General features: G+C 61.7%; 28 protein-coding genes. 14 read left to right on the plus strand and 14 right to left on the minus strand.

The window, feature by feature from the left end; all coding sequences use genetic code 11:
- Window positions 1-37 precede the first annotated feature (37 nt).
- The 3 genes from AC1RME_RS20700 (at window position 38) to AC1RME_RS20710 (ending at window position 2,504) form a co-directional block, all read left to right on the plus strand.
- Window positions 38-1,057: an AbrB family transcriptional regulator gene (locus AC1RME_RS20700; RefSeq protein WP_096820490.1), complete on the plus strand. Its 1,020-nt coding sequence runs from the start codon at window positions 38-40 to the stop codon at window positions 1,055-1,057.
- 156 nt (window positions 1,058-1,213) lie between these two features.
- On the plus strand, window positions 1,214-1,354 hold the full coding sequence (locus AC1RME_RS20705) for a hypothetical protein (RefSeq protein WP_176504845.1): 141 nt from the start codon (window positions 1,214-1,216) through the stop codon (window positions 1,352-1,354).
- A gap of 364 nt (window positions 1,355-1,718) precedes the next feature.
- Complete coding sequence (locus tag AC1RME_RS20710) at window positions 1,719-2,504, plus strand: DeoR/GlpR family DNA-binding transcription regulator (protein WP_096820491.1); 786 nt, start codon at window positions 1,719-1,721, stop codon at window positions 2,502-2,504.
- A gap of 50 nt (window positions 2,505-2,554) precedes the next feature.
- On the opposite strand, the gene AC1RME_RS20715 is transcribed toward AC1RME_RS20710, so the two are convergent.
- From AC1RME_RS20715 to AC1RME_RS20750, 8 genes are all read right to left on the minus strand, one after another.
- Complete coding sequence (locus AC1RME_RS20715) at window positions 2,555-3,838, minus strand: NAD(P)/FAD-dependent oxidoreductase (protein WP_096820492.1); 1,284 nt, start codon at window positions 3,836-3,838, stop codon at window positions 2,555-2,557.
- Between the two features lie 33 nt (window positions 3,839-3,871).
- Complete coding sequence (locus tag AC1RME_RS20720; RefSeq protein WP_493073429.1) at window positions 3,872-5,236, minus strand: glutamine synthetase family protein; 1,365 nt, start codon at window positions 5,234-5,236, stop codon at window positions 3,872-3,874.
- A 418-nt stretch (window positions 5,237-5,654) separates the two neighbouring features.
- Window positions 5,655-7,001: a chromate efflux transporter gene (gene chrA / locus AC1RME_RS20725; protein WP_493091683.1), complete on the minus strand. Its 1,347-nt coding sequence runs from the start codon at window positions 6,999-7,001 to the stop codon at window positions 5,655-5,657.
- A gap of 71 nt (window positions 7,002-7,072) precedes the next feature.
- Window positions 7,073-7,534 carry a molybdopterin synthase catalytic subunit MoaE gene (gene moaE, locus AC1RME_RS20730; RefSeq protein ID WP_493091684.1) on the minus strand — a complete coding sequence of 154 codons (462 nt, stop codon included), beginning with the start codon at window positions 7,532-7,534 and terminating at the stop codon, window positions 7,073-7,075.
- 3 nt (window positions 7,535-7,537) lie between these two features.
- Complete coding sequence (locus AC1RME_RS20735) at window positions 7,538-7,789, minus strand: MoaD/ThiS family protein (RefSeq protein ID WP_096820496.1); 252 nt, start codon at window positions 7,787-7,789, stop codon at window positions 7,538-7,540.
- The gene (moaC, locus tag AC1RME_RS20740; protein WP_085698780.1) at window positions 7,786-8,271 is read right to left on the minus strand and encodes a cyclic pyranopterin monophosphate synthase MoaC; all 486 of its coding nucleotides are present in this window, start codon (window positions 8,269-8,271) and stop codon (window positions 7,786-7,788) included. The genes AC1RME_RS20735 and moaC overlap by 4 nt, the downstream gene beginning before the upstream one ends.
- Window positions 8,268-9,110 (minus strand): formate dehydrogenase accessory sulfurtransferase FdhD, encoded by an 843-nt coding sequence (gene fdhD / locus AC1RME_RS20745; protein ID WP_493073425.1) that lies wholly within the window; start codon window positions 9,108-9,110, stop codon window positions 8,268-8,270. The genes moaC and fdhD overlap by 4 nt, the downstream gene beginning before the upstream one ends.
- Before the next feature lie 159 nt (window positions 9,111-9,269).
- Window positions 9,270-10,169, minus strand: a complete 900-nt coding sequence (locus tag AC1RME_RS20750; RefSeq protein ID WP_096820498.1) for a LysR family transcriptional regulator — start codon at window positions 10,167-10,169, stop codon at window positions 9,270-9,272.
- A 298-nt stretch (window positions 10,170-10,467) separates the two neighbouring features.
- Here AC1RME_RS20750 and moaB point away from each other — a divergent pair, with 298 nt between their 5' ends.
- Window positions 10,468-11,007: a molybdenum cofactor biosynthesis protein B gene (gene moaB, locus AC1RME_RS20755; RefSeq protein ID WP_065260324.1), complete on the plus strand. Its 540-nt coding sequence runs from the start codon at window positions 10,468-10,470 to the stop codon at window positions 11,005-11,007.
- Window positions 11,004-12,209 (plus strand): molybdopterin molybdotransferase MoeA, encoded by a 1,206-nt coding sequence (locus tag AC1RME_RS20760; protein ID WP_096820499.1) that lies wholly within the window; start codon window positions 11,004-11,006, stop codon window positions 12,207-12,209. Before moaB ends, AC1RME_RS20760 begins: the two co-directional genes overlap by 4 nt.
- Window positions 12,210-12,215: 6 nt before the next feature.
- On the opposite strand, the gene AC1RME_RS20765 is transcribed toward AC1RME_RS20760, so the two are convergent.
- Complete coding sequence (locus AC1RME_RS20765) at window positions 12,216-13,013, minus strand: MipA/OmpV family protein (protein WP_493066116.1); 798 nt, start codon at window positions 13,011-13,013, stop codon at window positions 12,216-12,218.
- Between the two features lie 193 nt (window positions 13,014-13,206).
- Here AC1RME_RS20765 and AC1RME_RS20770 point away from each other — a divergent pair, with 193 nt between their 5' ends.
- From AC1RME_RS20770 to AC1RME_RS20780, 3 genes are all read left to right on the plus strand, one after another.
- Window positions 13,207-14,091 (plus strand): LysR substrate-binding domain-containing protein, encoded by an 885-nt coding sequence (locus AC1RME_RS20770; RefSeq protein ID WP_493091685.1) that lies wholly within the window; start codon window positions 13,207-13,209, stop codon window positions 14,089-14,091.
- 99 nt (window positions 14,092-14,190) lie between these two features.
- Entirely contained in the window at window positions 14,191-15,306 is a 1,116-nt protein-coding gene (aguA, locus tag AC1RME_RS20775; protein WP_096820502.1) for an agmatine deiminase, read from the plus strand.
- Between the two features lie 2 nt (window positions 15,307-15,308).
- Window positions 15,309-16,406, plus strand: coding sequence for an extracellular solute-binding protein (locus tag AC1RME_RS20780; RefSeq protein WP_493073422.1), 1,098 nt, complete (start codon window positions 15,309-15,311; stop codon window positions 16,404-16,406).
- Between the two features lie 13 nt (window positions 16,407-16,419).
- Here the strand turns inward: AC1RME_RS20780 and AC1RME_RS20785 are convergent, their stop codons facing one another.
- The 3 genes from AC1RME_RS20785 to AC1RME_RS20795 are packed head-to-tail and all read right to left on the minus strand — an operon-like array spanning window position 16,420 to window position 18,953.
- Window positions 16,420-17,046 (minus strand): DNA-3-methyladenine glycosylase family protein, encoded by a 627-nt coding sequence (locus AC1RME_RS20785; protein WP_096820504.1) that lies wholly within the window; start codon window positions 17,044-17,046, stop codon window positions 16,420-16,422.
- A 3-nt stretch (window positions 17,047-17,049) separates the two neighbouring features.
- Window positions 17,050-17,847 carry an isocitrate lyase/PEP mutase family protein gene (locus AC1RME_RS20790; RefSeq protein ID WP_493091686.1) on the minus strand — a complete coding sequence of 266 codons (798 nt, stop codon included), beginning with the start codon at window positions 17,845-17,847 and terminating at the stop codon, window positions 17,050-17,052.
- Window positions 17,848-17,870: 23 nt separating this feature from the next.
- Window positions 17,871-18,953, minus strand: a complete 1,083-nt coding sequence (locus AC1RME_RS20795; protein ID WP_493091687.1) for a bifunctional transcriptional activator/DNA repair enzyme AdaA — start codon at window positions 18,951-18,953, stop codon at window positions 17,871-17,873.
- A 109-nt stretch (window positions 18,954-19,062) separates the two neighbouring features.
- On the opposite strand from AC1RME_RS20795, the gene AC1RME_RS20800 reads away from it, so the two are divergent.
- Window positions 19,063-19,476: a VOC family protein gene (locus AC1RME_RS20800; RefSeq protein WP_493091688.1), complete on the plus strand. Its 414-nt coding sequence runs from the start codon at window positions 19,063-19,065 to the stop codon at window positions 19,474-19,476.
- On the opposite strand, the gene AC1RME_RS20805 is transcribed toward AC1RME_RS20800, so the two are convergent.
- A complete protein-coding gene (locus AC1RME_RS20805; RefSeq protein ID WP_096820508.1) occupies window positions 19,473-20,093 on the minus strand; it encodes a LysE family translocator in 621 nt (206 codons plus the stop codon). The genes AC1RME_RS20800 and AC1RME_RS20805 overlap by 4 nt on opposite strands.
- A 235-nt stretch (window positions 20,094-20,328) precedes the next feature.
- On the opposite strand from AC1RME_RS20805, the gene AC1RME_RS20810 reads away from it, so the two are divergent.
- From AC1RME_RS20810 to AC1RME_RS20820, 3 genes are all read left to right on the plus strand, one after another.
- A complete protein-coding gene (locus AC1RME_RS20810; protein WP_176504846.1) occupies window positions 20,329-20,496 on the plus strand; it encodes a hypothetical protein in 168 nt (55 codons plus the stop codon).
- Between the two features lie 225 nt (window positions 20,497-20,721).
- Window positions 20,722-21,327 (plus strand): biliverdin-producing heme oxygenase, encoded by a 606-nt coding sequence (locus tag AC1RME_RS20815; RefSeq protein ID WP_493073415.1) that lies wholly within the window; start codon window positions 20,722-20,724, stop codon window positions 21,325-21,327.
- Window positions 21,324-23,561 carry an ATP-binding protein gene (locus tag AC1RME_RS20820; RefSeq protein ID WP_493091689.1) on the plus strand — a complete coding sequence of 746 codons (2,238 nt, stop codon included), beginning with the start codon at window positions 21,324-21,326 and terminating at the stop codon, window positions 23,559-23,561. Before AC1RME_RS20815 ends, AC1RME_RS20820 begins: the two co-directional genes overlap by 4 nt.
- Here AC1RME_RS20820 and AC1RME_RS20825 read toward each other — a convergent pair.
- Window positions 23,539-24,324 carry a type 1 glutamine amidotransferase domain-containing protein gene (locus tag AC1RME_RS20825; protein ID WP_493091690.1) on the minus strand — a complete coding sequence of 262 codons (786 nt, stop codon included), beginning with the start codon at window positions 24,322-24,324 and terminating at the stop codon, window positions 23,539-23,541. The two genes, AC1RME_RS20820 and AC1RME_RS20825, sit on opposite strands and share 23 nt — an antisense overlap.
- 142 nt (window positions 24,325-24,466) lie before the next feature.
- On the opposite strand from AC1RME_RS20825, the gene AC1RME_RS20830 reads away from it, so the two are divergent.
- Window positions 24,467-25,054: a LysE family translocator gene (locus tag AC1RME_RS20830; protein ID WP_493091691.1), complete on the plus strand. Its 588-nt coding sequence runs from the start codon at window positions 24,467-24,469 to the stop codon at window positions 25,052-25,054.
- A 356-nt stretch (window positions 25,055-25,410) separates the two neighbouring features.
- Window positions 25,411-25,782, plus strand: a complete 372-nt coding sequence (locus AC1RME_RS20835) for a DUF6124 family protein (protein ID WP_493091692.1) — start codon at window positions 25,411-25,413, stop codon at window positions 25,780-25,782.
- The last annotated feature ends 164 nt before the right edge of the window (window positions 25,783-25,946 follow it).

Consider the following 25,946-nt stretch of genomic DNA (forward strand, 5'->3'; position numbering starts at 1 on the left):
GAATCACGATTGCGTCCTTTCGACTATTGGAGAGTTGATGAAATCCATTCTGTGTCTGTTGATCGCTGCCGGATTCGGCGCGCTGTTGCAGTTCGAAGGCGTGCCCCACGGTTTGCTGTTGGGCTCGATCCTTGTCACCGCACTGGCTGCTACCAAATTTGGCTTCGCACCCAGAACCCCCTATGGCCTGGGTTACATCCAGGTCACCCTCGGCATTGCCACAGGCTTGATGTTCGAGGCCTGGGACAGTGCGACCGTCTCGACGATGTTGCCAAGCCTTGGTCTGTTGCTGCTGTGCCTGACAGTACAAGTGGCGCTGTCCGCCTGGTGGCTGGCGCGCGGCGCAGGGTGGAATCGCACCGACGCCTTGCTGGCGGTGTATCCGGGGGCGCTGGCGGCGGTGTTTGATTTGCTGGAATCGCATCAGGCGTCGAGCAAAGTCATCATCGTGCACCTGATTCGGCTGCTGCTGATCACTGTGCTGGTGAGTTTGCTGATTCCCGGTCAGGCAGTGGTTGCCGTGGCCGAGGTTGATCCGCTATCCACGGGCATGGCGTTGACTGTGCTCTCGCTGATTATTTCGAGCATCGTGGTCGGGCGATTGCTGCTGGCGATTGGCGTACCGGCACCGTTCATGTTGACGGCGATTATCCTGACCGCCGTGTTCTTGAAATCGGGATGGCTGCATGGTTTTCACATGCCGGACTGGAGTTTGAATCTGGCGGCGTTGATTCTCGGGGCGCGGATCGGCTCACGGTTCCAGGGCCTCGGCTTTGCGGAACTGGCCCGTCATGGCCGCACGGCGTTGGTTTCGGTGGGTTTGATGATTCTAGTCGCAGCGGGATTCGCCGAAGTGGCGGCGCGATTGCTGGGCAGTGATGCGTTGTCGCTGTGGCTGGCGTACATGCCGGGAGCGATCGAGACCATTGCCATCGTGGCATTTGGTGGCGGGTTGAACGTGGTGTTTATCCTGACTCACCATCTGGTGCGGATGGTGGTGCTGCACTTTGCGCCGGCGTTGTTGGTGCAGGTGCGTAGAGCGCGGGAAGAGGTGTGATTTGTGCGTCGTTCACTTATTTGTGTCTTGAGGTAGGTCATGGGGTCATGGGTTCGGTGCAAATGTGATGAGCTGGTTCACAAAAACTGGTTTTGCGGGACGGGTGTATCTCTGGTGGCTTCAGAGGATGCGCTTGATCTGCCGGATGGAAATCAAATGTCCGCCAATCAACTCGTCGACAAGCTGTTTGCAGAGTCCGACATGCTTCTCAAATGCTTGAATTGCGCTCGGATCATTTTGTTGAACGAGCGGGGCGGGGAGTTTGTCGTCAAGTTCTTCGCGCCCGAAGAAGATTGATCTGTTGTGACGTGATTGTGAGCCTGGGCTGCCTGGCAGCCGACAGGAAAACTCGAGATAAGGCAATTGGAGGTGCGCCGTAAATCCTTCACTACGTGAAGGCGGTGCCCGCGTAAATCACGCGTGCCCTAACGCAATCGCAAACGACACGACGATCATGCACGCAAACGCAAAATTGAGATTCATGGGGTGTTCATCCTGAGCCTTATTGAAGTGGTGCCATTGTGAACAGGCCCGCTGCAAAGAAAAAATTCGGCTTCATGATTTCAATGATCGAAACAATTGATACCAGCCGGTTTGTGTTTGCCTGAGGCTTTGGTTAGTCTCGGTAAACCTGCAACTACAAGCACAAACAGGCATAACCATGCACGATCATTCCGTTGCCGAGCTCCCCTCCCTGCGTCGGCAGAAAATCCTCCTGATTCTCGAACGTGACGGCAAGGTCATGGCTTCCGAGTTGAGCCAGCACTTTGCGGTGTCCGAAGACACCATCCGCCGCGATCTGGCCGAGCTGGACAACGCCGGGCTGGTGCAGCGAGTGCACGGTGGGGCGCTGCCGCGACCGAAGGATACCGGCAAGGATTACTTCACGCGGATCAGTGAAACCGACGAGGTGAAAACCAGTCTCGCGCAACTGGCGGCAGGCAGGGTGAAGAATGGTCAGATCGTATTGTTCGATTCCGGCACCACCACCTTGCAGATCGCCCGTTCGCTGCCCTTGGATATCTCGATCACGGCTGTGACCACGTCACCGATGACGGCGATCACCCTGGCTGAATACAAGGGCATCAAAGTGATTCTGGCGGGCGGGCAGCTCAACCTGGCGACGATGTCGGTCAGTGGCCACGAAACGGTGCGACTGCTGCAAAGCATCAAGGCGGATGTGCTGTTTACCGGGGTTTGCGCGATTCATCCGGAAGTGGGGCTGAGCTCGCTGTATTTCGATGAAGTGCCGGTGAAACAGGCGTTGTTCGACAGTGCGGCGCAGGTGATTGCCGTGACCACGGCGGACAAGCTGGGGGCGGTGGAGCCGTTCGTGGTTGCGCCGTGCAATCGGGTGCATACGTTGATCACCGAGCGGCACCTGGCGTCGGGCAGTGCCGAGGATTACCGGCGGTTGGGGATTGAGGTGGAGCAGTTGCAGGACTGACGTTTTGGAGCGAAACAAAGGCCCCACCGCTCGCGATGGGGCCCGTTCAATCAGCGCAGTTTTTCCAGCATCTGGTAGTACCACATGCCGGCGGCCAGCATCGGATTCCCCAGCAGATCCCCCATCGGCACCCGAATGTGCGAGCACGCGGCAAACGTGTCGAACTGCTGCATCTGCCCGGTGATCGCCCGGCTCATGATTTCGCCCATGATGTGGGTCGTGGCGATGCCGTGGCCAGAGTAGCCCTGGCAATACCAGACGTTGTCCGAAAGCTTGCCCAGTTGCGGAATGCGGTTGATGACGATGCCCATCGCGCAGCTCCACTGGTAGTCGATCTTCACCCCCTTGAGCGCCGGGAAGGTTTGTTCGATGCACGGCCGCAGTTCGCCGGCGATGTCCCTTGAGTCCTTGCCGCTGTAGTTGGCGCCGCCGCCGAACAGCAGGCGGCCGTCGGCGGTGAGGCGGTAGTAGTCGAGGACGAAACGGCAGTCGTACACGGCGAGGTCTTCGGGGTTGATCTGTTTGGCCAGATTCCCCAGTGGTTCGGTGGTGACGATGCCGCCCATGGCCGGGAAGATCTTGCCCTTGAGCTGACCCGGTTCGAGCTTGTGGTAGACGTCGCCGGCCAGCAGCACCTGATTGGCGTCGATCCGGCCGTGGGCCGTGCGAACACCCGGGCTGTCGCCGTGAATGATCTCCAGCACTTCGCTGTTTTCGAAGATCAGTGCGCCGAGGCTTTCCGCTGCCCGTGCCTCGCCGATGCACAGGTTGAGTGGGTGCAGGTGCATGTTGCGGGTGTTCTTGATCGCGCCGTGATAGAGCTCGCTTTGCAGCAGATCGCGCACCTGGCTGCGGTCGAGCAGGCTGACCTCATCGCCCATGCCTCGGCGTACGGCCTCCTCGTAGTCGCTGCGCAGACCGGCCATGTGGCTCGGCTTGTACGCCGCGTGCAAATGGCCGTGCTTGAGGTCGCAATCGATTCCGTATTTCTCGACCCGTTGCTGGATGATTTCGTGCCCGCGCCAGCGCAGGTGCCAGATGAAGTCGTCGACTTCATCGCCCAGCGTATTGCGCATTTGTTTGCGCATCGCGCCGTCGCCGGAGAGGCTGCCGGTGACCTGGCCGCCGTTGCGCCCGGTGGCGCCCCAGCCGATCTTGTGGCTTTCGACGATGGCGACTTTCAGGCCTTTTTCGGCCAGTTCGACGGCGGTGGCGACGCCGGTGAAACCGCCGCCAATGATCACCACATCGACCTTGTGCCGACCTTGCAGGGACGGGTAGTCGGTGTCGCGGTTGAGGGTGGCGGTGTAGTAGGAATTGCTGCGTTCAGTCATGTCGGTATCCAAGGCAAAAAGAGGAAGAACGGATCAGGCTTCGGTCAGGTACCAGCGCCAGTCCTGCTCACCCACTTCGGCCATGAACTGCCGGTATTCCGCACGCTTCACTGCCAGATACACCCCGAGAAACGCCTGCCCCAGTGCATCACGCGCCCACACCGATTGTTCCAGCGCCGTGAGCGAGGTCAGCCAGTCGGTCGGCAGCAATTCTTTCGCCTGCGCATAGCCATTGCCTTGCACCGGTTCGCCCGGATCGATGTCTTCTTTTATGCCGCGATGAATGCCCGCCAGGATCGCCGCCGCTGCCAGATACGGGTTGGCATCGGCGCCGCAGATGCGGTGTTCGATGTGCCGGGTGTTGGCCGGGCCGCCGGGCACGCGCAGGCTGACGGTGCGGTTGTCGACGCCCCAGGTCGGCGCCAGTGGCGCGTAGCTGTTGGCCTGGAAACGACGGTAGGAGTTGGCGTTGGGGCAGAACAGCAGCAGCGAATCGAGCAAGGAGGCGAGCATCCCGCCAATCGCCGTGCGCAACAGCGGCGTGCCGGCCGGGTCTTCGGAGGCAAACAGATTGCGCCCCTCGGCATCGGCGAGGCTGACGTGCATGTGCATGCCGGTGCCGGCCAGGTGATCGAACGGCTTGGCCATGAACGTCGCCTGCATCCCGTGCTTGTGCGCCACGGCTTTGACCAGCCGCTTGTAGCGAACCGCTTGATCCATCGCCTCCAGCGCATCGCCGTGTTCGAGGGTGATTTCCACCTGACCCGGTGCGTATTCCGAGATCGCCGTGCGCGCCGGAATGCCGTGCAGTTTGCAGGCGCTGTAGAGGTCGGCGAGGAATGGTTCGATCTGCTCCAGCTCACGCAAACCGTAGACCTGCGTGTGCCTCGGTCGACCGCCGTCGGCATCCAGCGCCGGTTGCGGACGACCGTTGTGATCGCGTTTGGCGTCGAGCAGATAGAACTCCAGTTCGCAGGCCATCACCGGGTGGTAACCCTCGGCTTTCAAGCGGTCGATCACGTTGATCAGCAAGTGACGCGGGTCGGCAATGCTCGCCGGCATGCCTTGTTCCGGGTGCATGCTGACCTGCACCGCAGCCGTCGGAATCTGCCGCCACGGCAGGCGTACCAGACTGCCTTCCAGCGGGTAGGCGCGACAGTCGATGTCGCCGACGTCCCACACCAGACCGGAATTTTCCACGTCCTCGCCGTGCACGGTCAGGCCGAGGATGGTGCTCGGCAGCGGGCGACCGCTTTCGTACACGGCGAGCAGTTCTTCGCGGTGCAACAACTTGCCGCGGGGCACGCCGTTGGCGTCGAGGATGAACAGCTCGATCATGTCGATGTCGGGGTTTTGATCGAGAAAATGACGGGCGTCTTCAATGGCTGCGAATTTCATAATCACTCACGATGGCGCCGCACAGGCGCGCAGATTCGGGCCGGACGCAGCTCGGCAATAGGCGCGGGCGTCCTGGCAGGGATATCGAAAAAAGAGGGGGACTGTCGCGGTTTTTAACGGCGCGATCAGACGGACAGGCAGATATCCGGCGGGCGTGCGGAGTGACGCAGCTTGGAACGGCTCAGGGCCATTGGGAGATTGACGATGCGATTCATGCGCGGCCCCTGTGAAGGAGGGCGCACAGTGCAGAGACGTTCAACGATTCTGATTGTTGTAGTGACGTGCTCATGACGCGTGTTTCCGTTGGCGGAAAACGTCGGCGGCGGGAGTGTCCCGCCATGCCGGTGTGGCTGGATAGTAAGGGGGAACTCCCGGATAAGTAAACGCCTGATTCCGGAGGGCGTGGCGAGCCCCCGGTTCAGCGCAACAGGTGAAACCCCAGCCCGACGAGGGCGCAAACGATCAACACCTCGATCACCCCGCGCTTGAAAACAAACAGTGCGAGGGTTGCCGCCAGTGCGAGCAACAGCGCAAAAAAGTCAGGTTGCCCGGCAAACCCCTGGGGCCAGAACACGTGGTAAGCAAAGAAACACGCCAGATTGAGGATCACCCCGACCACGGCGGCGGTGATCGCAGTCAGCGGTGCGGTGAACTTCAGTTCGTTGTGGGTCGACTCCACCAGCGGTCCGCCGGCGAAGATGAACAGGAACGAAGGCAGAAAGGTGAACCAGGTCACCAGCGTCGCCGCCAGCGCGCCGGCGGCAAACGCATGTTCCGGGCCGAACGTCGGTTGCACGTAAGCCCCGACGAACCCGACAAACGCCACCACCATGATCAGCGGCCCCGGCGTGGTCTCGCCCAGGGCCAGGCCGTCGATCATCTGCGTCGGCGTCAGCCAGCCGTAATGCCCGACCGCGCCTTGATACACATAGGGCAGCACCGCGTAAGCGCCGCCGAACGTTAGCAGTGCTGCTTTGGTGAAGAACCAGCCCATCTGCGTGAAGGTGCCGTTCCAGCCGAACAGCGCGGTCAGCAGCGCCATCGGCAGGCACCACAGCAACGCACCGACCAGCACCAGACGCAGCAGCCTCGGCAGGCTGAACCGTGCATGTTCGGGCGTTGGCGTGTCGTCATCGATCAGTGCCGGGCCGAAGGATTTTTCGCTGCCACGATGACCGCCGTGGTTGAACCGCTGCGGCGCCCAGCGTCCGCCGAAATACCCGATCAATGCCGCACCAAGCACGATCAGCGGGAACGGTACGTTGAAGGCGAAAATCGCCACGAACGCTGCTCCGGCAATCGCCCACAGCCAGCCATTCTTCAAGGCCCGCGAACCGATGCGATGGGCCGCGTGCAACACAATCGCGGTCACCGCCGGTTTGATCCCGTAAAACACCCCGGCCACCACCGGCACGTCGCCAAGCGCAATATAAATCCAGGAAAGGGCAATCAGGATCAGCAGCGACGGCAGCACAAACAGCGCCCCGGCCAGCACGCCGCCGCCCGTGCGGTGCAGCAGCCAGCCGATGTAGGTCGCCAGTTGCTGGGCCTCGGGGCCGGGCAGCAACATGCAGTAGTTGAGCGCATGCAGGAAGCGCCGCTCGGAGATCCAGCGCCGACGCTCCACCAGTTCCTGATGCATGATCGCGATCTGCCCGGCCGGGCCGCCGAAACCGATGCAGCCGAGCTTGAGCCAGAAGGGCCAGGCCTGGCGCAGGCTGACAGGCTGGGGGCGGGGCAAATCCTCAGGGGGCGTTGTGCTCAAGTGCGGCTCCACGTTCGAATCGTCGGGAACCGCTATCTAATCAGGCTTTTGTTGCATCCGACAGTGCCCCGTCAGGCATGCGCCAGACTCCATCGAAACGCCGCATTCTGATCACTTTCCCGCGCCTCAACCCAATGCGAGCCCTCAGGCGTGGTCTCACGCTTCCAGAACGGGGCGCGGGTCTTGAGCACGTCCATGATGAACGCGCAGGCCTCGAATGCCGCATGCCGATGTTTGCTGCTGACGCCGACAAACACGATCGGCTCGCTCACCGACAGCGCGCCGACCCGATGCACGATATCCACCGCCAGCAGCGGCCAACGATCGCGGGCCTGTTCGGCTATCTGTTCCAAAGCCTTCTCGGTCATGCCCGGATAGTGTTCGAGGAACAGTTCGTTAACCGTTTGGCCGACATTCAGATCACGCACGTAACCGATGAAATTCACCACTGCGCCCACCCGTGGATTGCGTGCATGCAAATCCGCAATCAACTGACCGGCATCGAAGTTTTTGCGCTGGACTCGAACGCCCATGGCTCAACCTCCCGTGACCGGTGGGAAAAACGCGATCTCGTCGAAATCCTCGATCGCCTGATCCGGCTGGCAAAGCTCCTGATTCACCGCACACATCAGGTTGCCGGCGCCGAGCACTTCGCGCCATAAGTCGCCACGCTGCATCAGCATCTGCCGCACGTCCTCTACGCTGGCGAGGGCGCTGCTGGCCGGAATCTTTTCACCGCCCAGATTGAGCCGGTCACGGTAGCTGGCGAAGTAGTTGATCAGAATCATTGTGGGTTCTCCCATTGAAAATGGCCGGAGCGGCCGCCCTGTTTGCTCAGCAGACGGATGTCGCCGATGACCATCGCCCGGTCCACCGCTTTGCACATGTCGTAGATCGTCAGCGCGGCGACGCTGGCGGCGGTCAGGGCTTCGAGTTCGACGCCGGTCTGGCCGGTGAGGCGGCAGGTGCTGGTGATCTGTACGCGGTCCGGTTCGCAGGCCTTGAGTTCGACGTGGATCGAGCTGAGCAGCAGCGCATGACACAGCGGAATCAACTCGTGGGTGCGCTTGGCCGCCTGAATCCCGGCGATCCGCGCCACGGCGAACACGTCGCCCTTGGGGTGGCCGTTGGACTGAATCATTTGCAGGGTTTCAGGACGCATCTGCACCCAGGCCTGGGCAGTGGCTTCGCGGCGCGTCGCGGCCTTGTCGCTGACGTCGACCATGTTGGCGCGGCCCTGATCGTCGAGGTGGGTGAGGGTGTCGCTCATGGGGTTTGCTCCTGGATCGGGCTGTAGATTCGGGGGGCGTTGCGGTGCGGGACGTGGATCAGGTTCAAGCGGTGCTTGAGCGCCCAGCGCACGGTCAGCGCGGTGGGGGCGGACAGGCTGACGAGGGTGCCAAGACGGGCGCGCACCGCTTTGTGAATCAATTCAAGACTGCAACGGCTGGTGACCACGACGAAGCCCTGACGCGCATCGAGGTTTTCGAATTGCAGGGCGCCGATCAACTTGTCGAGGGCGTTGTGGCGGCCGATGTCTTCGCGGCACAGCAGCGCTTCGCCGTCGGTGTCGAAGTACAGCGCCGCGTGCAGGGCGCCGCTGCTGCGGGCCAGTTGCTGGGCTTGTTCGATGCGTTGGCGGATGCCCTCGAAATGCGCGGCCGGTGGCAACGGTGTCGGCGTCAGGATCTCCAGTTGCGGCAGCGCTTGCTCCAGGGCTTCTACGCCGCAGAGGCCACAACCGCTGGTGCCCGCCATCTGCCGGCGATGATCTTTCAGGGCCCAGAACGCACGGCTGGAAATCTGCACGTCGGCCTGGCAGGCCTGGTCAAAGTGAGTCAGACGGATGTCGTGGATATCGTCGAGGCTGTCGACGATGGCGTTGCTCAGACTGAAGCCGCGAATGAAGTCCTCGATGTTGCCCGGCGAGACCATCATCACCGCCTGATTCAAGCCGTTGTAGCTGATGGCCAATGCGATCTCCGCCGCCAGCGCCGCGTGGGACACAGGCGCATCGTCGAGGTATTCGCGGTAAGCCACTGGCGAAGGTTGTGGCGCGGGGGCGTTGGCGTCGCCCGGTTCGATGGTTTGTTCAACTTGGCACAGCATCTTGAAAGTCCCCGAAGCGCTGAAGTGAGTTCAGGCTACGGGGCAGCGAAAAGTGCGTCCAATCGCTTGTTCCGATGCAGTGATTGGATTGGTCGATCACCGCTGGCGAAGTTGAAAGCGTTGCACCGAAGTGCAACGTTTCAGGCTACTTGAGGGGGGTTAAACGGCAGGCGCCTCGATCCCGAACATCTTGCGCGCCTCGGCAAAACACTTTTCGGCAATCGCCGAGCGCGGTTCGGTCTTGCGCATCACCAGCCCCAGCGGCGCGAGTACGCTCGCATCCGGCAGGTTGATGAAGGCCAGGTGTTCGATCGGCTCTTGCAGACCACTGTCCAGCGGCATGATCGAGCAGCAGAAACCCTGGTGAATCGCCTGTAACAGTTGATAGGTCGAGTCGCTTTCCATGATCGGCTGCGGGTTGAGGCCGCGACTGCGGAAACTCAGGTCGATGGATTTGCGGTAATGCATGCCGGTGGTGATCATCCCCAGCGGCAGTTCGGCGGCGTCTTCCCAGCTCATTTCCGGGCCTTCGAAATGGAAGTGGCGGGTGTCGTAGAGCAGGCCGACGCGGGTTTCGCCGATCTCGAAGAAATCGAAATAGTTCGGGTTGACGTGATCCAGATAACACACGCCCAGGTCCAGCTGATTGTTGCCCAGGCCTTCGATGATTTCGTTGGAACTCAGCGACGACAGGCTGTATTTCAGCTCCGGATAGATCGCGGACAAACCCTGAATGTAATTGACCGGATTGAAGTTGCTCAGCGGCACCAGCCCCAGGCGCAGACTGCCGACCAGTTGCCCGCGGCAGGCGGCGGCTTCGGCGAACAACCCGTCGTGGGCGGCCAGCAGCGTGCGGGCCCAGGCCAGTACGCGTTCGCCGGCCTGGGTGAAACCTTCGAAGCGCTGGCCGCGATTGACCAGTACCAGATCCAGCTCGTCTTCCAGATTACGCAGGCGCATCGACAGGGTCGGCTGGGTGATGTGGCAACGCGCGGCGGCCTGGCCGAAGTGACGGGTTTCGTCCAGCGCGATCAGGAACTTGAGTTGTTTGATGTCCACGATGGCACCTGCTCGATTGAGAATTTTGATTGAGTATTGACGCAGATGCGTACGGCGCACGGAAAGCGCAGGGGGTGACGATCCCATTGATCGCGTTTTACGTCCAATCGGAAGCGTTGAAGAGGCTATCGAGGGTTTCGATGACGGCCGGTTTCATTGGCGCGAACGGTAGTCGAAGTTCGTAGAAAAATAGCCGATAGAGCGGGTCGATAATGCGGTTGGTTAGAGTGATTAGACAGTCTTCATAAGTGGCACTTAGGCTCTGGCCCAATTGAATTGGCGAATGCCGGAGAGTGCCATGAGTGTTAAAGCGGATGCCCTGTTTGTTCCCTTGAATATTGCCGTGCTGACGGTCAGCGATACCCGCGATTACGCCAGCGATACTTCCGGCCAGTTGTTGGTCAGCCGTCTGCTCGAAGCCGGCCACACCTTGAGTGAGCGCAATCTGCTCAAGGACGACCTGTACAAGATCCGCGCCCAGGTCGCGCACTGGATTGCCGACGACAACATCCAGGTGGTCCTGATCACTGGCGGCACCGGTTTCACCGGGCGCGACAGCACCCCGGAAGCGGTGGCCTGCCTGCTGGACAAGCAGATCGACGGTTTCGGCGAACTGTTCCGCGCCATCTCGATTCTCGACATCGGCACCTCGACCGTACAAAGCCGCGCGCTGGCGGGCCTGTCCAACGGCACGCTGGTGTGCTGCCTGCCGGGCTCCACCGGCGCATGCCGCACGGCGTGGGAAGGCATCCTCGCCGAGCAACTGGATAACCGTCACCGTCCATGCAACTTCGTTCCGCACCTCAAACCGGTGCAAGCCTGCGGGCCACGCGGATGAGCAAGGCTGCATTGATGCCGGTCGAGGACGCCCTCGACCAACTGTTGGCGATGGCCAATGAACAACGCCTGCCGGACAGCGAATCGGTGCCGCTCAATGAGGCACGCGGGCGAGTATTGGCCAGCGATCTGGTCGCCACCCTCGATCTGCCGCCGTGGCCGAACAGTGCCATGGACGGTTACGCCTTGAACCTCGCCGATCTGCACCGTCAGCCGTTGAATGTTTCGCAACGGGTCTACGCCGGGTTGGCGCCGGACGCCTTGCTGCCCGGTACCTGCGCGCGGATCTTCACCGGCGCACCGCTGCCTCCCGGCGCCAATTGCGTGGAGATGCAGGAAAACGTCGAAGTGCTGGAGGACGGCCGGGTGCGGTTTCTGCAACCGCTGAAGGTCGGCCAGAACATCCGTGCCCAGGGCCAGGAGAACCGCGTTGGCGATACTTTGCTGCGCGCCGGCAAACGCCTTGGCCCGTTCGAACTGGCGGTGGCTGCGGGGCAGGGCATGACCCATTTGCCGCTGGTGCGCCGACCGCGTGTGGCGCTGCTGTCGACCGGTGATGAGCTGGTGGAACCGGGCCAGCCGTTGCGTCCCGGCAGCATCTACAACAGCAATCGCACCTTGCTCGATCACTGGTTACGCGAACTGGGTTGCGAGGTGATCGACGCGGGTATCCTGCCGGATCGTCCGGCGCAGACCCGGCTCAAGCTTGAGCAGTTGCAGGTGGCCGCCGATCTGATTCTGACCACGGGCGGCGTGTCTGCCGGCGATGCCGATTGCCTCGGCCAGGTGCTGCGCGACAACGGCAAGCCGCTGTTGTGGAAGCTCGCGATCAAACCCGGCAAACCGTTGACGGTTGGCCATTTCGGCACGGTGCCGGTGATCGGTCTGCCAGGCAACCCGACCTCGGCGCTGGTGACGTTCGGCCTGTTGGCGCGCCCGTACCTGCTGCGCATTCAAGGCGTGGAAGAAGTGATGCCGCTGAGTTTCACCGTCAATGCCGGGTTCGACTGGCCGAAACCCGGCAGTCGCCGCGAGTACCTGCGGGTGCGTCTGGAGGGCGGGCAGGCGGCGCTCTATCCGAACCAGAGTTCCGGGGTTCTGCTCGGCGCCACCTGGGCTGACGGGCTGGTGGAAATTCCGGAGAACAGCACCTTGCGAATGGGTGATCCACTGCGTTTCATTCCGTTCAGCGAGCTGTTCTGAGCGCGATCAAAAGGTGTAGGCCACTTGCCCGGCGAGGGAGGTCTGCAGCCGACGTTCGACAATCGGGCTGTCGGCCGCCTCGTGGTTCAGGTATTGCACCGCCAGCACTGTCGAGACGCTCCATTGTTTGTCCAGAGGCAATGACCACGTCAGGTCCGCGCCGCGACTGATCAACCCGGCGCGGGCCTTGTACGCGCGGAACTGGCTGCGCGAGGCCTGCGCATCGCTGACGCCGTACCAGGTACGCATGTAGTTGCTGTCGCCAAACTGGCTGTTCAGACCGCCGACCACTTTGCCGAAACGCCCTTCGTAGAACGGCGCGCTGATGCTCAGCTTGAGGCGGTTCCAGGCCGAACCGGTGTCGTGGTCATCGTCATCCTTTTCCAGCGCATGCTCGAAGCTCGCGCCGAGAATGATCGGGCCCATGTGATACGTCCCGTCAAGCCCGATCACCGGGCGCGATTTGATCGAGCCCATGCCGTTGAGCTCGTCCGAGCCTTTGAATCCGGTCTTGCGATCCTTGCGCACGTCGCTGGCGCCGATGTAGACGCTGAGGCCGAAATCCTCTTCATCGAAACCCCAGCCCAGGCCTCGGCTAGTGTCGAGGAACACGCCGTAGGGGCTGACTATTTCGACACCCACCAATGGCGCCACCACCCGCTCATCACTGCCGCTGTAGCGCGGCGCACTGGCAGCCCCGGCGCGCAGCGTGGTGTGCCAGTCTTCGGCACGCAGCGAGTCGCCGGGCAGCAGCAGGCAAAGGGAGGTCAGGGACAGCGAGAACGTACGCAACGAAACCGGCATGGGGCACCCGAGGGAAATGTGGATGCGCCATGCTAGGCGGGGGCTGGCCGGCAATCTTTGGCAGCTTTGTCGGGAAACTGTCAAAGACTGTGAAGGCGGCTACCGGCTCAATCCCGGCCGAACGATAACGCGGTGCAACTGGACGCCCGCGAAAAGCCCGGTCAGCATGGGCGCAAAAAAGGGACCCAAACCCATGCGCCGACTACCTTCCCTGGCCGTCCTGCGAACCTTCGAATGCGCCGCCCGCCACGCGCATTTCGGCCGGGCCGCAGCGGAGCTGTGCGTCACCGACAGCGCCGTCAGCCATCAGATCCGCCAGCTCGAAGAGCAACTGGGCGTGTCGCTGTTCATTCGCGAGGGCCGGCAGATTCGCCCGACCATCGCCGCCGGGCGCCTGATGCAGAGCCTGCAACAAGCCTTCGAACTGATCGGCGATGCCTGCGACGAGTTGCGCGATCCGTCCTCGCTCGCTGTGCTGCGCCTGGCGGTCACGGCGGAGCTGGCGCAGAAGTGGCTGATGAATCGTCTCACCGATTTCTACGCGCGTTATCCGCACATCACTTTGCATCTCTACGAACAACCGATCGACGCCACCGCACCCGGCGAAGACATTGACCTGGCGATCACTTACGGCACCGGCCCGGTGGACAGCAGCGCGTATTTCGTCCGTCCGTTGCCGGCGTTGCAGTTCTTCCCGGTGTGCAGCCCCGGCCTGTTCAACCAGGGCAACCTGAAAACCCCGAAGGACCTGGCCCGGCATTGCCTGTTGCACGACGATCAGGACGGCAAGACCTGGACCGCGTGGCTGACCAGCCATGCCGGCGATTTGCGCCCGGAGCGCCAGTTGTATTTCGCCCATGCCGGGCTGGCGCTGGAAGCGGCGGCGCAAGGGCAGGGCTTGGCGATGGGCGACAACCTCACGGCGCAGGAGGATTTGCAGAGCGGGCGTCTGGTGCGACCGTTCACCTCCAGCATGACCGCGCTGGGCCAATACGCGCTGGTCTGCGAGCGGGTGCGGCTGGAGCGTCCGGCGGTGGCGCAGATGCTGGAATGGTTCAACGATCAACTGGCGGATTGATGAGTTGAATTCAACTGTTCCGAAATAATCATCGTTGGCGAGCCGACCGCTCGCGACCGTAGCCTGAGGTCATTCCCATCCCGATGACGAGGTTTGACCATGGCACGTTTGCTCGACACCACCCCGAAACAGGACGGCTTCCGTCTGCCCGGCGAATTCGAAGCCAAGTCCGGTTGCTGGCTCGGCTGGCCGGAGCGCACCGACGTCTGGCGCAACGGCGCCAAGCCTGCACAGAAAGTCTGGGTGCAGATCGTCACCGCGATCTCCCACAGCGAACCGGTGACGGTCTGCGCTTCGGCGGCGCAGTTCGCCACCGCCCGCCGCCAGTTGCCGCCGCAAGTGCGGGTGGTGGAGATGACTTGCAACGACACCTGGTTCCGCGACAGCGGCCCGTGCTTTGTGGTCAATGATCAGAGCGGTGAAGTGCGTGGCGTCGATTTTGAATTCAACGCCTACGGCGGCCTCGATGGCGGCCTCTACTACCCGTGGGACAAGGACGATCAGATCGCCAGCAAGATCCTCGAAATCGAACGTTTCGACCGTTATCGCGCGCCATTGATTGCCGAACTCGGCGGCATTCAGAGCGACGGCCAGGGCAGCATCCTCACCACCGAGCAATGCCTGCTCAACCGCAATCGCAACCAGCATCTGGGCAAGGACGAAGTGACCCGGCGGCTGACCGACTACCTTGGCGCCGAGCAAGTGATCTGGCTGCCGCGCGGTTGCAAGTTCGACGAAACCGACGGCCATGTCGATGACCTCGCGTGCTTCGTGCGCCCCGGCGAAGTGGTGCTGCAATGGACCGACAACCGTGACGATCCGCAATGGGAAATCTATCAGGAGGCCTACGACATCCTGCGCAGCACCCGCGACAGCCGTGGCCGCGAGCTGATCGTGCACAAGCTGCCGCAACCGGACGTGCTGGAGTGGACCACCGAAGAAGCCGAAGGCCTCGATCAGCAGGACAGCACCCACACCCGTCAGGCCGGCACCAAGATCTGTGCGTCGTACATCAACTACTACGCCGGCAACAGCTCGATCGTGGTGCCGTTGTTCGGTGATCGCAACGATCAGGTGGCGCTGGCGACCCTCGCCGAACTGTTCCCGCAGCACAAGATCGTCGGTATCGAAAACTCCCGGGAAATCCTGCTCGGTGGCGGCAACGTCGCGTGCATCACCATGCCGCAATACGCCGGCCAGAAAAAAGGAGCCTGACCATGGGCCTGCACAAACTGAGTAAAGCGTTATTGCTGGTGCTTGCACCCCTGTGTGTGCAGGCTGCCGAGACGGCGAAACCGGTGGTCAATCTGTATATCTGGGGCGAGTACCTGGCCCCGGACACCCTGAAGAATTTCGAGGCAAAAACCGGCATTCAGGTGGTCGCCGATCACTTCGATTCACTGGAAACCGTCGAAACCAAACTGCTCACCGGCCGCAGCGGCTACGACCTGGTGCTGACCGCCGGCCAGCACCTGTCGAGAGCCATCGAGAGCGGCGCGATCCAGACTTTGAACAAGCAGCAGCTCCCGCACTTTGCCGGGGTTGGGGACGAATTCCGCCAGCACATGGCGGTGTTCGATCCGGGCAACCGCTACGCCGGGATCTACGCCTGGGGCACTACTGGCGTCGGCTATCAGGAAGAAGCCGTGAAGCAGCGCTTGCCGGAGGCGCCACGGGACAGTTGGGCGATGCTGTTCGATCCGGCGGTGGTGTCGAAATTCGCCGATTGCGGGGTGAGCCTGCTCAACGATCCGAACGAAGTGTTCGCCGCGGTCATGAAGTACATGGGCCTGGACATCAACCGCCAGAGCCTCGATGACCTGAAACTCGCCGAGCAGCAACTGGCGAAGATCCGTCCGTACATTCGCTACTTCGACAACGACCTGAACATCAGCGACCTGGCCAACGGCAACACCTGCGTGGCGATGTCGTGGAACGGCAACGTTGCGATTGCGGCGGGGCAGGCCGAAGCGGCGCACAAACCATTCAAGTTGAATTACCGGATTCCGAAGGAGGGCACGCTGATCTGGTTCGATGCCATGGTCATTCCCAAGGATGCACCGCACCCCGAGGCCGGATTGGCTCTGATGGATTACCTGATGACGCCCGAGGTGATCGCGCCGATCACTGACACCATTCACTACGCCAACGCGATTACGGCGGCGGACGGGTTGATTGATCCTGCGATTCGTAATGATCCGGGGACGTATCCGCCGGAGGCGGTGAGGGCTTCGTTGTATAGCAAGAATGATAATGGGAAGGTGTTTAACCGGGCTTTGATTCGGGCGTTCAGTCGGTTGAAATCGGGCCTTTGAAAGCCGCCCTCACTTACGGTGAGGGCGCTTTTGGCACCCGCCACAAATACCAAGCCGCCACCGTCCGAAACGGACGCCAGCCCAACCCGATCTCAATCATCTGCTTGCGCGTCGGCTGCACCTCCAGCCCCTTCAACCGCCGATACCCCTCGCGCACACCAAAGTCATCCGCCGGCAAAATATCCGGCCGCTCCAGGCTATAAATCAGCAACATCTCCACTGTCCAGCGGCCAACCCCGCGCAGGCTGATCAAGCGTTCAATCAGCGCCTCATCCTCCATTGCCAGCGCCGTGGCGTAATCCGGCACCACGCCGTCCAGGGTCGCCTGGGCAATCCCCTGAATCGTCGCAATCTTGCCTGCCGAAAACCCGCAACCGCGCAACCGATCGAAGTCTGTCGCCAGAATCTGCTCCGGACGCGGAAACGTCTGCCCGGGAAACAACCCCACCAACCGCCCGACAATCGCATCGCCAGCCTTGGCATGCAGTTGCTGATAGGCAATCGCCCGCACCAGCGATTCATAGGGATCGCGCGCCGGATGCGGTTGATGCAGGCAAGGCCCGACCGCAGCGATGTGGCGCTGCCAGTCGGCGTCGAGGCTGGCCAGAAACTCGCTGGCCGGTTGGTAGGGATCGAGCATGGCTTACTTCAGCAGACCGTTGACTTCGCCATAGGTGAAGGCCTTGAGGTCGTGGGTATCGAGCATGCCGCTGGCGAGGAAACTTTTCACCAGTGAACCCATGGCGCCGTAGAGGAATTCGGCGATCCCGGAGCCCGCGCTCAGGCGGCGTACACCGAGGGCTTTCAGTTCTTCGGGGGAGGGTAGGCAAGCAAAACCAAGAACGTTGACCGGCAGTGATGTGCCCTTGCAGATGGCTTCGATTTCGTAGGCGGACGTCACGCCGGCGGCAAACAAACCATCGGCCCCGGCTGCCTGGTACAGCGCCGCGCGGTGCAGGGTTTCGGCGACGCGATCCTCGGCTGGCACCAGACTTTTGAGGTAAACATCGGTGCGGGCATTGATAAACAGCTTCACATCGCGCTTGTCGGCGACTTGTCGTGCCACTTCGATCTTGCGCGCCAGCAGTTCCGGCGTGCCGTTGCCGTCTTCGATATTGATCCCGACCGCACCCGCTGCGACAACCGCATCGATCACTTCGGCGACCCGGTCGAGGTCATCGGAATAACCGGCCTCGATGTCCACACTCAACGGCACCTTGATGACACGGGCAATCGACTCCACGGTGCTGATCAAACGCTCCAGCGGCAAGGTGTTCCCATCCGGATAACCGTGGGCCCAGGCCACCGCGGCGCTGCTGGTGGCGACGGCCTTGCCGCCGAGTTGCTCGACCAGTCGCGCGCCCGTGGCGTCGGCAACGTTGGTCAGGATCAGCAGGCCATCGTGGTGCAACTGGTGAAACTGTGTGTCGAGCGCGTTCATCGAGATCCCTTCTTGTCGGTTGTTCAGAAAGCCAGCGGTTGCGTCAGTTGCACGGCAGCGTTTTCCAGCCTGAGCAAAAACGCCTTGCGCGGTTGCCCACCACCATAGCCGGTCAGCGAGCCGTCCGCACCGATCACCCGATGGCACGGCACCACGATCGACAGCCGATTGTGCCCGTTGGCGAGCCCCACCGCGCGACTGGCGCCGGGTTTGCCCAGCCGTGCCGCGATGCTGCCGTAAGTGCTGGTGTGGCCATAGGGGATTTGCCGCAGTTCGCTCCAGACCTGGCGGGCAAACTCACTGCCCGGCAGGTGTAACGGCACGCTGAACTCGCTCAGCTTGCCGGCGAAGTACAGCGCCAGCTCGTTTTCGATCTGTTGCAAATGCGCGTTGTGTCCCGGCGCGACCACGTAGCCGTAGCGGTTTTGCAATTCTTCGACTTCGCGGGTCAGCGCCGGGCGGTCGAGAAACTCCAGCAGCACCAACCCGCGTCGTTCGGCCATGGCGATCATCGGCCCCAGCGGCGTGGTCAGGCGGGTGAACAATAGCGGTTCGCTGGCCGCTGCGCGTCCCGGCGTGATGTGGAACGATTTCTGAAACGCATCGCGAAAACCGCTGAGGGATTCATAACCGGAGTCGAACGCCGCGTGGTCGATGGACGTGCCTTGCTTGATCCCGCCCAACGCCACTCCGAGCCGGCGGGTGCGCAGCCACGCATGAAAGGTCATGCCAAAATGCTGCTTGAACCAGCGCCGCAGCTTCAGCGGCTCGATGCCCTCGGCGAGTAATTGCGCATCGCTCCAGCGTAGCTCCGGATCGGCGTCGACGGCTTTCAACAGCCGTTGCACCCAGTCCGGGGCGATGGCTGCAGCGTCCAGCGGTTTGCAACGCAGACAGGCGCGGTAGCCGGCGGACAGGCAGTCGTCAGCGTGGGCGAAGAACTCGACATTTTCCGGTTTCGGCTTGCGCGCCATGCAGGTTGGGCGGCAAAAGATCCCGGTGGTTTTCACGGCCGTGAAGAACACGCCTTCATAGGCAGTGTCGCTTGCGAGCATGGCGCGAACCATTTCGGCGTGAGGGGGCAGGGCAGCGGTCTGTATGTTCATGGGCCGAGGATAAAACCAGTTATTCGATGGCTCCACCGAAAAATCGACAGTGAATTTTCGGGCCGCTGCACTACAGTGATCGGGTCGCTACAACTCGGGAAATGAAGGTATGCCACCGTTCACGATTCACCACATCGATCACATTGTGCTGCGCGTTGCGGATCTGCAACGCAGCATTGATTTCTATGACCGGGTCTTCGGTGCCGAAGTGGTCAAGCGCAACGAAAAATTCGGTCTGGTGCACCTGCGTGCCGGCACGTCGATGATCGATCTGGTCGACCTCGACGGCGAAATCGGCCGCAAGGGCGGCGCCGCTGCCGGCAGCGAACGGCGCAATGTCGATCATTTCTGCCTGCGCATCGAGCCGTTCGATGAAGAGGCGCTGGTCAGCCACCTGCAATCCTGCGGCCTGACCGTCGACAAGGCCGCCACCCGTTTCGGCGCCGAGGGCAATGGCCTGTCGCTGTACTGCTTCGATCCGGACGGCAATCAGGTCGAGCTCAAAGGCCCGTCCGAAGCTTAGGCGCGTTTGGCCATCAGCAACACCGAAGCCGCTGCCGACAACAGCCCCGCGCAGCAACGGTTGAAGATCCGTTTGCCGCGCGGCTCGGCGAACCAGCGGCGCATGTGCAGGCCCATATACGCGTAGGCGCTGATGGCGATCCATTCCAGCAGCAGGAACAGCGCGCCCAGCAGCATGAATTGCGGGGTGATGGCGCGGGCCGGGTCGACGAATTGCGGCAGGAATGCGGTGAAGATGAGAATTGCCTTGGGATTTCCTGCGGCTACTAAAAACTCCTGACGTGCCAGGGCCAGAAGTCCGCTCGCCGGCGCCTTAACGGCGTCTTCAGCGGCAGGATTGGCCCGCCACAGCTGCCACGCCAGATACAGCAGATACCCCGCGCCGACAATCTTGATCCCATAGAACAACAACTCAGACGTTTGCAGCACCACCGCCAGCCCCGCCGCCGCGAGGGCGATCATCCCGGCGAACGCCAGCAGCCGACCGACACCCGCCACACAGGCGCGACGATAGCCGTAACGGGTGGCGTTGCTGACCGATAGCAGGTTGTTCGGGCCGGGTGCCATGTTCAAGGCAAAGCAGGCGGGCAGAAACAGGGCGAGGGTGGCGAGATCCATGGCGCGAGCTCCGGTGACGGGAGCGTTATTTTTATCACGATGCCGCGTACCTGCGCCCGGTACAGTCACGCAGTAGTGTCACGGTACAGGCGTTGGTGCACGCGAGAGACAAATGACTGTTTTTCTATCGGGGGCGAACGTTATCTTTACGTCGAGTCGATTCTTCGACCCGGCGATATCAAGGGTACCCAGGCATGACCTGTGAACTCAGGAGCATCAATTCAGGATGAAGTCAGTGGAAAAGTTTTTTGTTGTTGTGCTTGCAATCGGTCTGGGTGTTGCGGTCGGAGCAGTGGCCGAGCACTGGGAAATCAACCGATACCTCAAGTTCGTGCTGATCGGGCTCGCGGTCAGTGTGCCCATGCAAATCTTCAGGATGAGGCAAGGTAAAGCGGCCGGTTAAGCAATCGGACGTTTGCCCGTCAGTGATGGCAGCTTGTAGACCGCGTGACACTTGTCAACGCGGTCGAACTTTTTGCCGCCCCGCCAACTCTGAATTCGTCACAGGGTGATGGAATCGGCAGAAAAACCCATCAACCGGTCAGAAAACGCCTTGGCCGTGTAAGCTTTCGCGCCATGCTTTTCCATCCCCCCATGGCCCCAGGCGGCCCACTGTACGAGCGACTACATGCAAGCAAAGGCCCGCGAGGTTCATGTACCACCGGTGTTGCAGGATCTGCGCGCCGGCACGGCCGAACTGCACATTGCTCTGGAAAAACGCCTTCCTTTCTTCTCCGACACCCTTGATCTGCAGGCTTTCGAGCGACTGATGCGCGCCTATTACGGTTTCTATCAGCCACTGGAAAGCGCATTGCAGAACAGCGGTGCAATCCCTGCCGATTTCGATCTGATTTCACGCCTCAAGGCGCCGACCCTGCAACGCGACCTGCAAGCGTTGGGCGCAAACGACGAGGACTTTTCGATCTGCCGCCAGTTGCCCGCCATTGACTCCGCCGCCGCGTGTCTGGGCGTGCTGTATGTGTTGGAAGGCGCGACCCTCGGCGGGCAGATCCTGCGCCGGGAAATCGCTTCGCGGCTGAGCCTGGGTGCGGACAACGGCGCAGCGTTTCTGGACATCTACGGCGCAGCCACCGGTCGGCGCTGGCGCGACTTCATCGAATACCTGGGCAGTCGCTCGATGGACGCCGTCGAGCGTGAAGCCGTTGTGACGGCCGCCCACACCACATTCAGCTGTTTCGAGCGCTGGCTCGAAAGCCAGGAGGTTCTGGTATGACCCCGCAAGACAAAGAAGCCTTTGAAGAGTTGCTGGCCAATTGCGCCGACGAGCCGATCCGCTTTCCCGGCGCGATCCAGCCTCACGGGTTGCTGCTGACCCTGAGCGAGCCGGACCTTTCGATCATTCAGATCAGCGCCAACGTCGAGACTTTGCTGGCGAGCCCGGCACAAGAACTGATTGGCCAGCCACTGCAAAGCCTGATCGGCGATGCCCATGCCGCGCAGGTTCGCGAAGCCTTGCAGCAACCGGTCTTGTCCGACGCGCCGCCGCTGCATTTCCGTCTCAACGGCACCGCGTTCGAAGGCTTGTTGCACCGGCATCAGGATGTGCTGATTCTGGAGCTGGAAATCCACGTCGAAAACTTCCAGCCGCGCAACGTCGCCGGCACCGAAACCCACCTGGGGCGGATGCTTGCGCGCCTGCAAAAGGCCCAGAGCCTGCAAGCGCTGTACGACATCAGCGTCAAGGAAATCCAGGCCATGACCGGTTACGACCGGGTGCTGATCTATCGCTTCGAGGAGGAGGGCCACGGCCAGGTCATCGCCGAAGCGTCCGATCCGTCGATGGAAGTCTTCAACGGATTATTCTTTCCCGCGTCCGACATCCCCGAGCAGGCCCGCGAGCTGTACCGCACCAACTGGCTGCGGATCATTCCCAATGCCGACTACCAACCGGTGCCGCTGCTGCCCAAGTTGCGCCCGGACACCCAGACCCCGCTGGACCTGAGCTTCGCCACACTGCGCAGCGTGTCGCCGATCCACTGCCAGTACATGAAGAACATGGGCGTGCTGTCCTCGATGAGCATTTCCCTGCTCAAGGGCGACCGGCTCTGGGGCCTGATCAGTTGCGGCAACCGTCAGCCGCTGCACGTACCCCATGAGTTGCGCACGGCATGCCAGACCATCGGCCAGGTGCTGTCGCTACAGATCAGCGCGATGGAAGCGCTGGAAGTCAGCCGTCAGCGCGAAGAAAAGGTCGATGCGCTGGCGTTGCTCAATCAAGCGATGATCGATTCGCCGCAGAACGTCTTCGATGGCCTGGCCAACCAGCCACAAGTCCTGATGGCGCTGGCCAATGCCGGCGGTATTGCGATCATCGAAGACAAGCAATTGCACCGTTACGGCAACTGCCCGGAGCCGGAAGCGATTCGTGCGCTGCACAAGTGGCTGCAGGAGCGCGGCGAGCCGGTGTTTGCCAGTCATCACCTGGCCAGCGTCTATCCGCCGGCCGCGCACTATCAGCAGGTCGCCAGCGGTGTGCTCGCCATGAGCCTGCCCAAACCGGTGGACAACGGCGTGCTGTGGTTCCGCCCGGAAGTCAAAGAGAACATCAACTGGAGCGGTGACCCGCGCAAGCCGCTGGACCTGGAAAACTCCGACGCGGGCCTGCGTCTGCGACCGCGTACTTCGTTCGAAATCTGGAAGGTCGAGATGGCCGGAATTTCCACCAAGTGGAGCCACGGCGATCTGTTCGCTGCCAACGACCTGCGTCGCTCGGCGCTGGAAAATGATCTGGCCCGTCAGGTGCGCCGCGAGCAGGAAGCGGTGCGCGCCCGTGATGAGCTTGTCGCTGTGGTTTCCCACGATCTGCGCAACCCGATGACCGTGATCTCGATGCTGTGCGGCATGATGCAGAAGGCTTTCAGCTCAGACGGGCCGCACACTTCGCGACGCATATCGACCGCCATCGACACCATGCAACAAGCCGCCGGGCGCATGAACACGTTGCTGGAAGACTTGCTCGACACCTCGAAAATCGACGCCGGGCGCTACACCATCGCGCCGCAGAAACTCGACGTTGCGCAGATGTTCGAAGAAGCCCAATCACTGCTCGCGCCACTGGCGCTGGACAAGGATATCAGCATTTCGTTCGAGGCCGATCCCGATCTGAGCATCCATGCCGATCCTGAGCGACTGTTTCAGGTGCTGTCGAATCTGGTCGGCAACGCGATCAAGTTCACGCCGCGTCTGGGCACGGTCGATGTGCATGCCAAGTCAGTCGGTGACGATATTGTCTTCACGGTACGCGACAGCGGCGAAGGCATCCCCAAGGATCACTTGCCGCACGTGTTCGACCGCTACTGGACGGTGAAGGAAGGCAATCCGAACGGCACCGGGCTGGGCCTGTACATCACGCAGGGCATCGTCGAGGCCCATGGCGGGCGGATTGTTGCCGAGAGCGAGCCGGGACAGGGCAGCGAATTTCGCTTCACCGTGCCACGTCTGGACTGAGTACCGGCTCGCGTCGGGTGGCCTGCAACAGGGCCACCCATTCGGCGGCGAATCGATGGCAATCGCCGGGCCAGCGCGCCGTCAGCAATTGGCCGTCGCGCACCACAAATCCCGCGTGGGGTGACTGCGCGCAGTCTCGCTTGGCGATGAGTGGGCCGCGTATGAAATCGGCCTTGCTGGCCAGTGCGGTTTTCACTTCTGCCTCGACCGTCTGTTTGTAGGTGCGGTAGTAGCGCCCCAGCCAGAACGAGGTCATCAGCCACGCCGGCAGCTCCATGGTTGCCGCGAGCAACGCGGTGACCTTGCGCCCGAACAACACCGAGCGCCCGGTTTCGGGGTCGAGCGTCCGGGCCAGCAACAACACGCCATGACACACCGCTGCCACGGGTTTTTCAGCCTTGAAAAATTGCAGGGCGATCTGCCGGGCCTGCGTGGACTCCAACAGCGTGCGCATCCCTTTGGCATGACCGCCGGGAATCAATAAACCGTCGAACCGGGTCGTGTCGACATCGGCATACGCCAGCGGTTGGCGAAACGCTTCGGATTCGATCATCTGCGTATAACTGTCGAGGTCGGCCTTGCGCGTCATCAGCATCGAACTCAACAGACCGAACCCGATGTCCACCAGCCGCGGGTCGGCGTGGGCGGGCAAGCCTTGCGGGGTGGCAAAACGCACCTCGATGCCCGCGTTGCGCAATGCCTGCCAGGGCACGCTGCTTTCGGTGGGGTCGTAATCGGCGGCGGGCAGCAGAATCAGAATCATCGAGGGCAGACTTCCAGTCGAGAGTGGTCGCAGAGCTACAGCGTAGTGGGTCTACGGATACGGGGGTAATTTCGTTCAATACCGCCGGGTGGTGTGCTGGCTACTGTGAGCGCCTTGTTCCTCGATTTGAAGCAGGTGTGCGATGAGTCTGATTGTGTCGATGGCGGCGTTTGCCCTGGTCGCGTCCATTACCCCGGGGCCGGTGAATATTGTGGCGTTGAGTTCGGGTGCGCAGTTCGGTTTTCGTGCCAGCCAACGGCATGTGGCGGGGGCGACGCTGGGGTTTGTGTTGTTGCTGGTGTTGATGGGGCTGGGATTGCATGAAGTGCTTACGCTGTGGCCGTCGCTGACCCGCGTGGTGCAACTGGCCGGGGTGGCGTTTCTGTTGTTCATGGCCTGGAAACTGGCCACCGATAACGGTCAGTTGAATACGGGAGAATCGGGGAGGGCGCCGTCGATGCTCTACGGCGCGGTGATGCAATGGCTCAATCCCAAGGCGTGGCTGGCCTGCGTGGCGGGGATGGGTGCGTTCGTGGCCGATGGCGAGGCTCGGCTGGTGTGGCAGTTTGCGGCGGTGTATCTGGTGATCTGTTATCTGTCGGTGGGGTGCTGGGTGTATGCCGGGACGTTTCTGCGCGGCTATCTGGGCAACCCGACGGGGATGCGTTTGTTCAACCGGGTGATGGCGCTGTTGTTGGCAGTGAGTGCGGGGTATCTGTTGCTGCCGTAAGCGTGGCAGGCGTTGGGTTTAAAGGTGTTTAAGGATGCGTCCGGCAAGCCACAACACCTTGCGCCATTGCCTACGCATCCGCCAGAATCCGCCGGCTTGTGGGCCTTGGGGCCGGGTTCTATCGTGTGTCGGTCGCTGACGAATCAGCGATCGGGTTTCGCAGCCCGGATCAATCAAGGCGCCCAGCGCGTCGTTTCCGTTCAGCTTTTTTGGCTGATCGCGTAATGGCGGTTGTGCGCGGGATACCTTCGGGTATGCCGGGTTCCTTGATTCCCGGTCTGCGAACCCGCGTACAGCTGCCACCTCCTTTCGTTTCGCAGCGAACCGTGGCAGCTCCATCAATCAGGGAGTTCACCATGATCAAACCAACGCCAAACCCGCCTGAAACCGACCCGACCTCGCCCTACGAAACCCTCGATTCCAAGAAATTCCACGAAGCCGCCGACCGCGCGCTCGATCACTACCTCAATCCGTTCCTCCCCAGAAAGCCGCTGCTCAAACCCAACTCCCGCTACCTCATCGCCCCCGGCATCGCGAACGAAGAACTGCTGGCCGACGCCTGCGAAACCCTGACCTCGGCCAAAACCATGGCCAGCGATTTCGCCGGGATGCTCGACGCGCCGCAGCGGCATGTGCTGTTGGGGATTGCGCAGTTGATCATGCTGGGGGAACTGGCGGTGAATCGGGTGCTGGATAATCTGGAAGTGAAGGCTGAGACGCCGCTGTAGCCTGAGCATATAGAAACCCGCCGTCCCGATTGATCTGGACGGCGGGTTTTGTCATGTCACTTCCAGCTTTATGGCTGCATAACTGAAAAGCAAGTTCTCAGGCGCAACCGTTGGTCGAAAGCCTTCCTCGACCTGTCAGATCTGACAGTAGCCAAATCCCCCCT

It is taken from the genome of Pseudomonas sp. GW822-FHT03F08 (assembly GCF_058801265.1).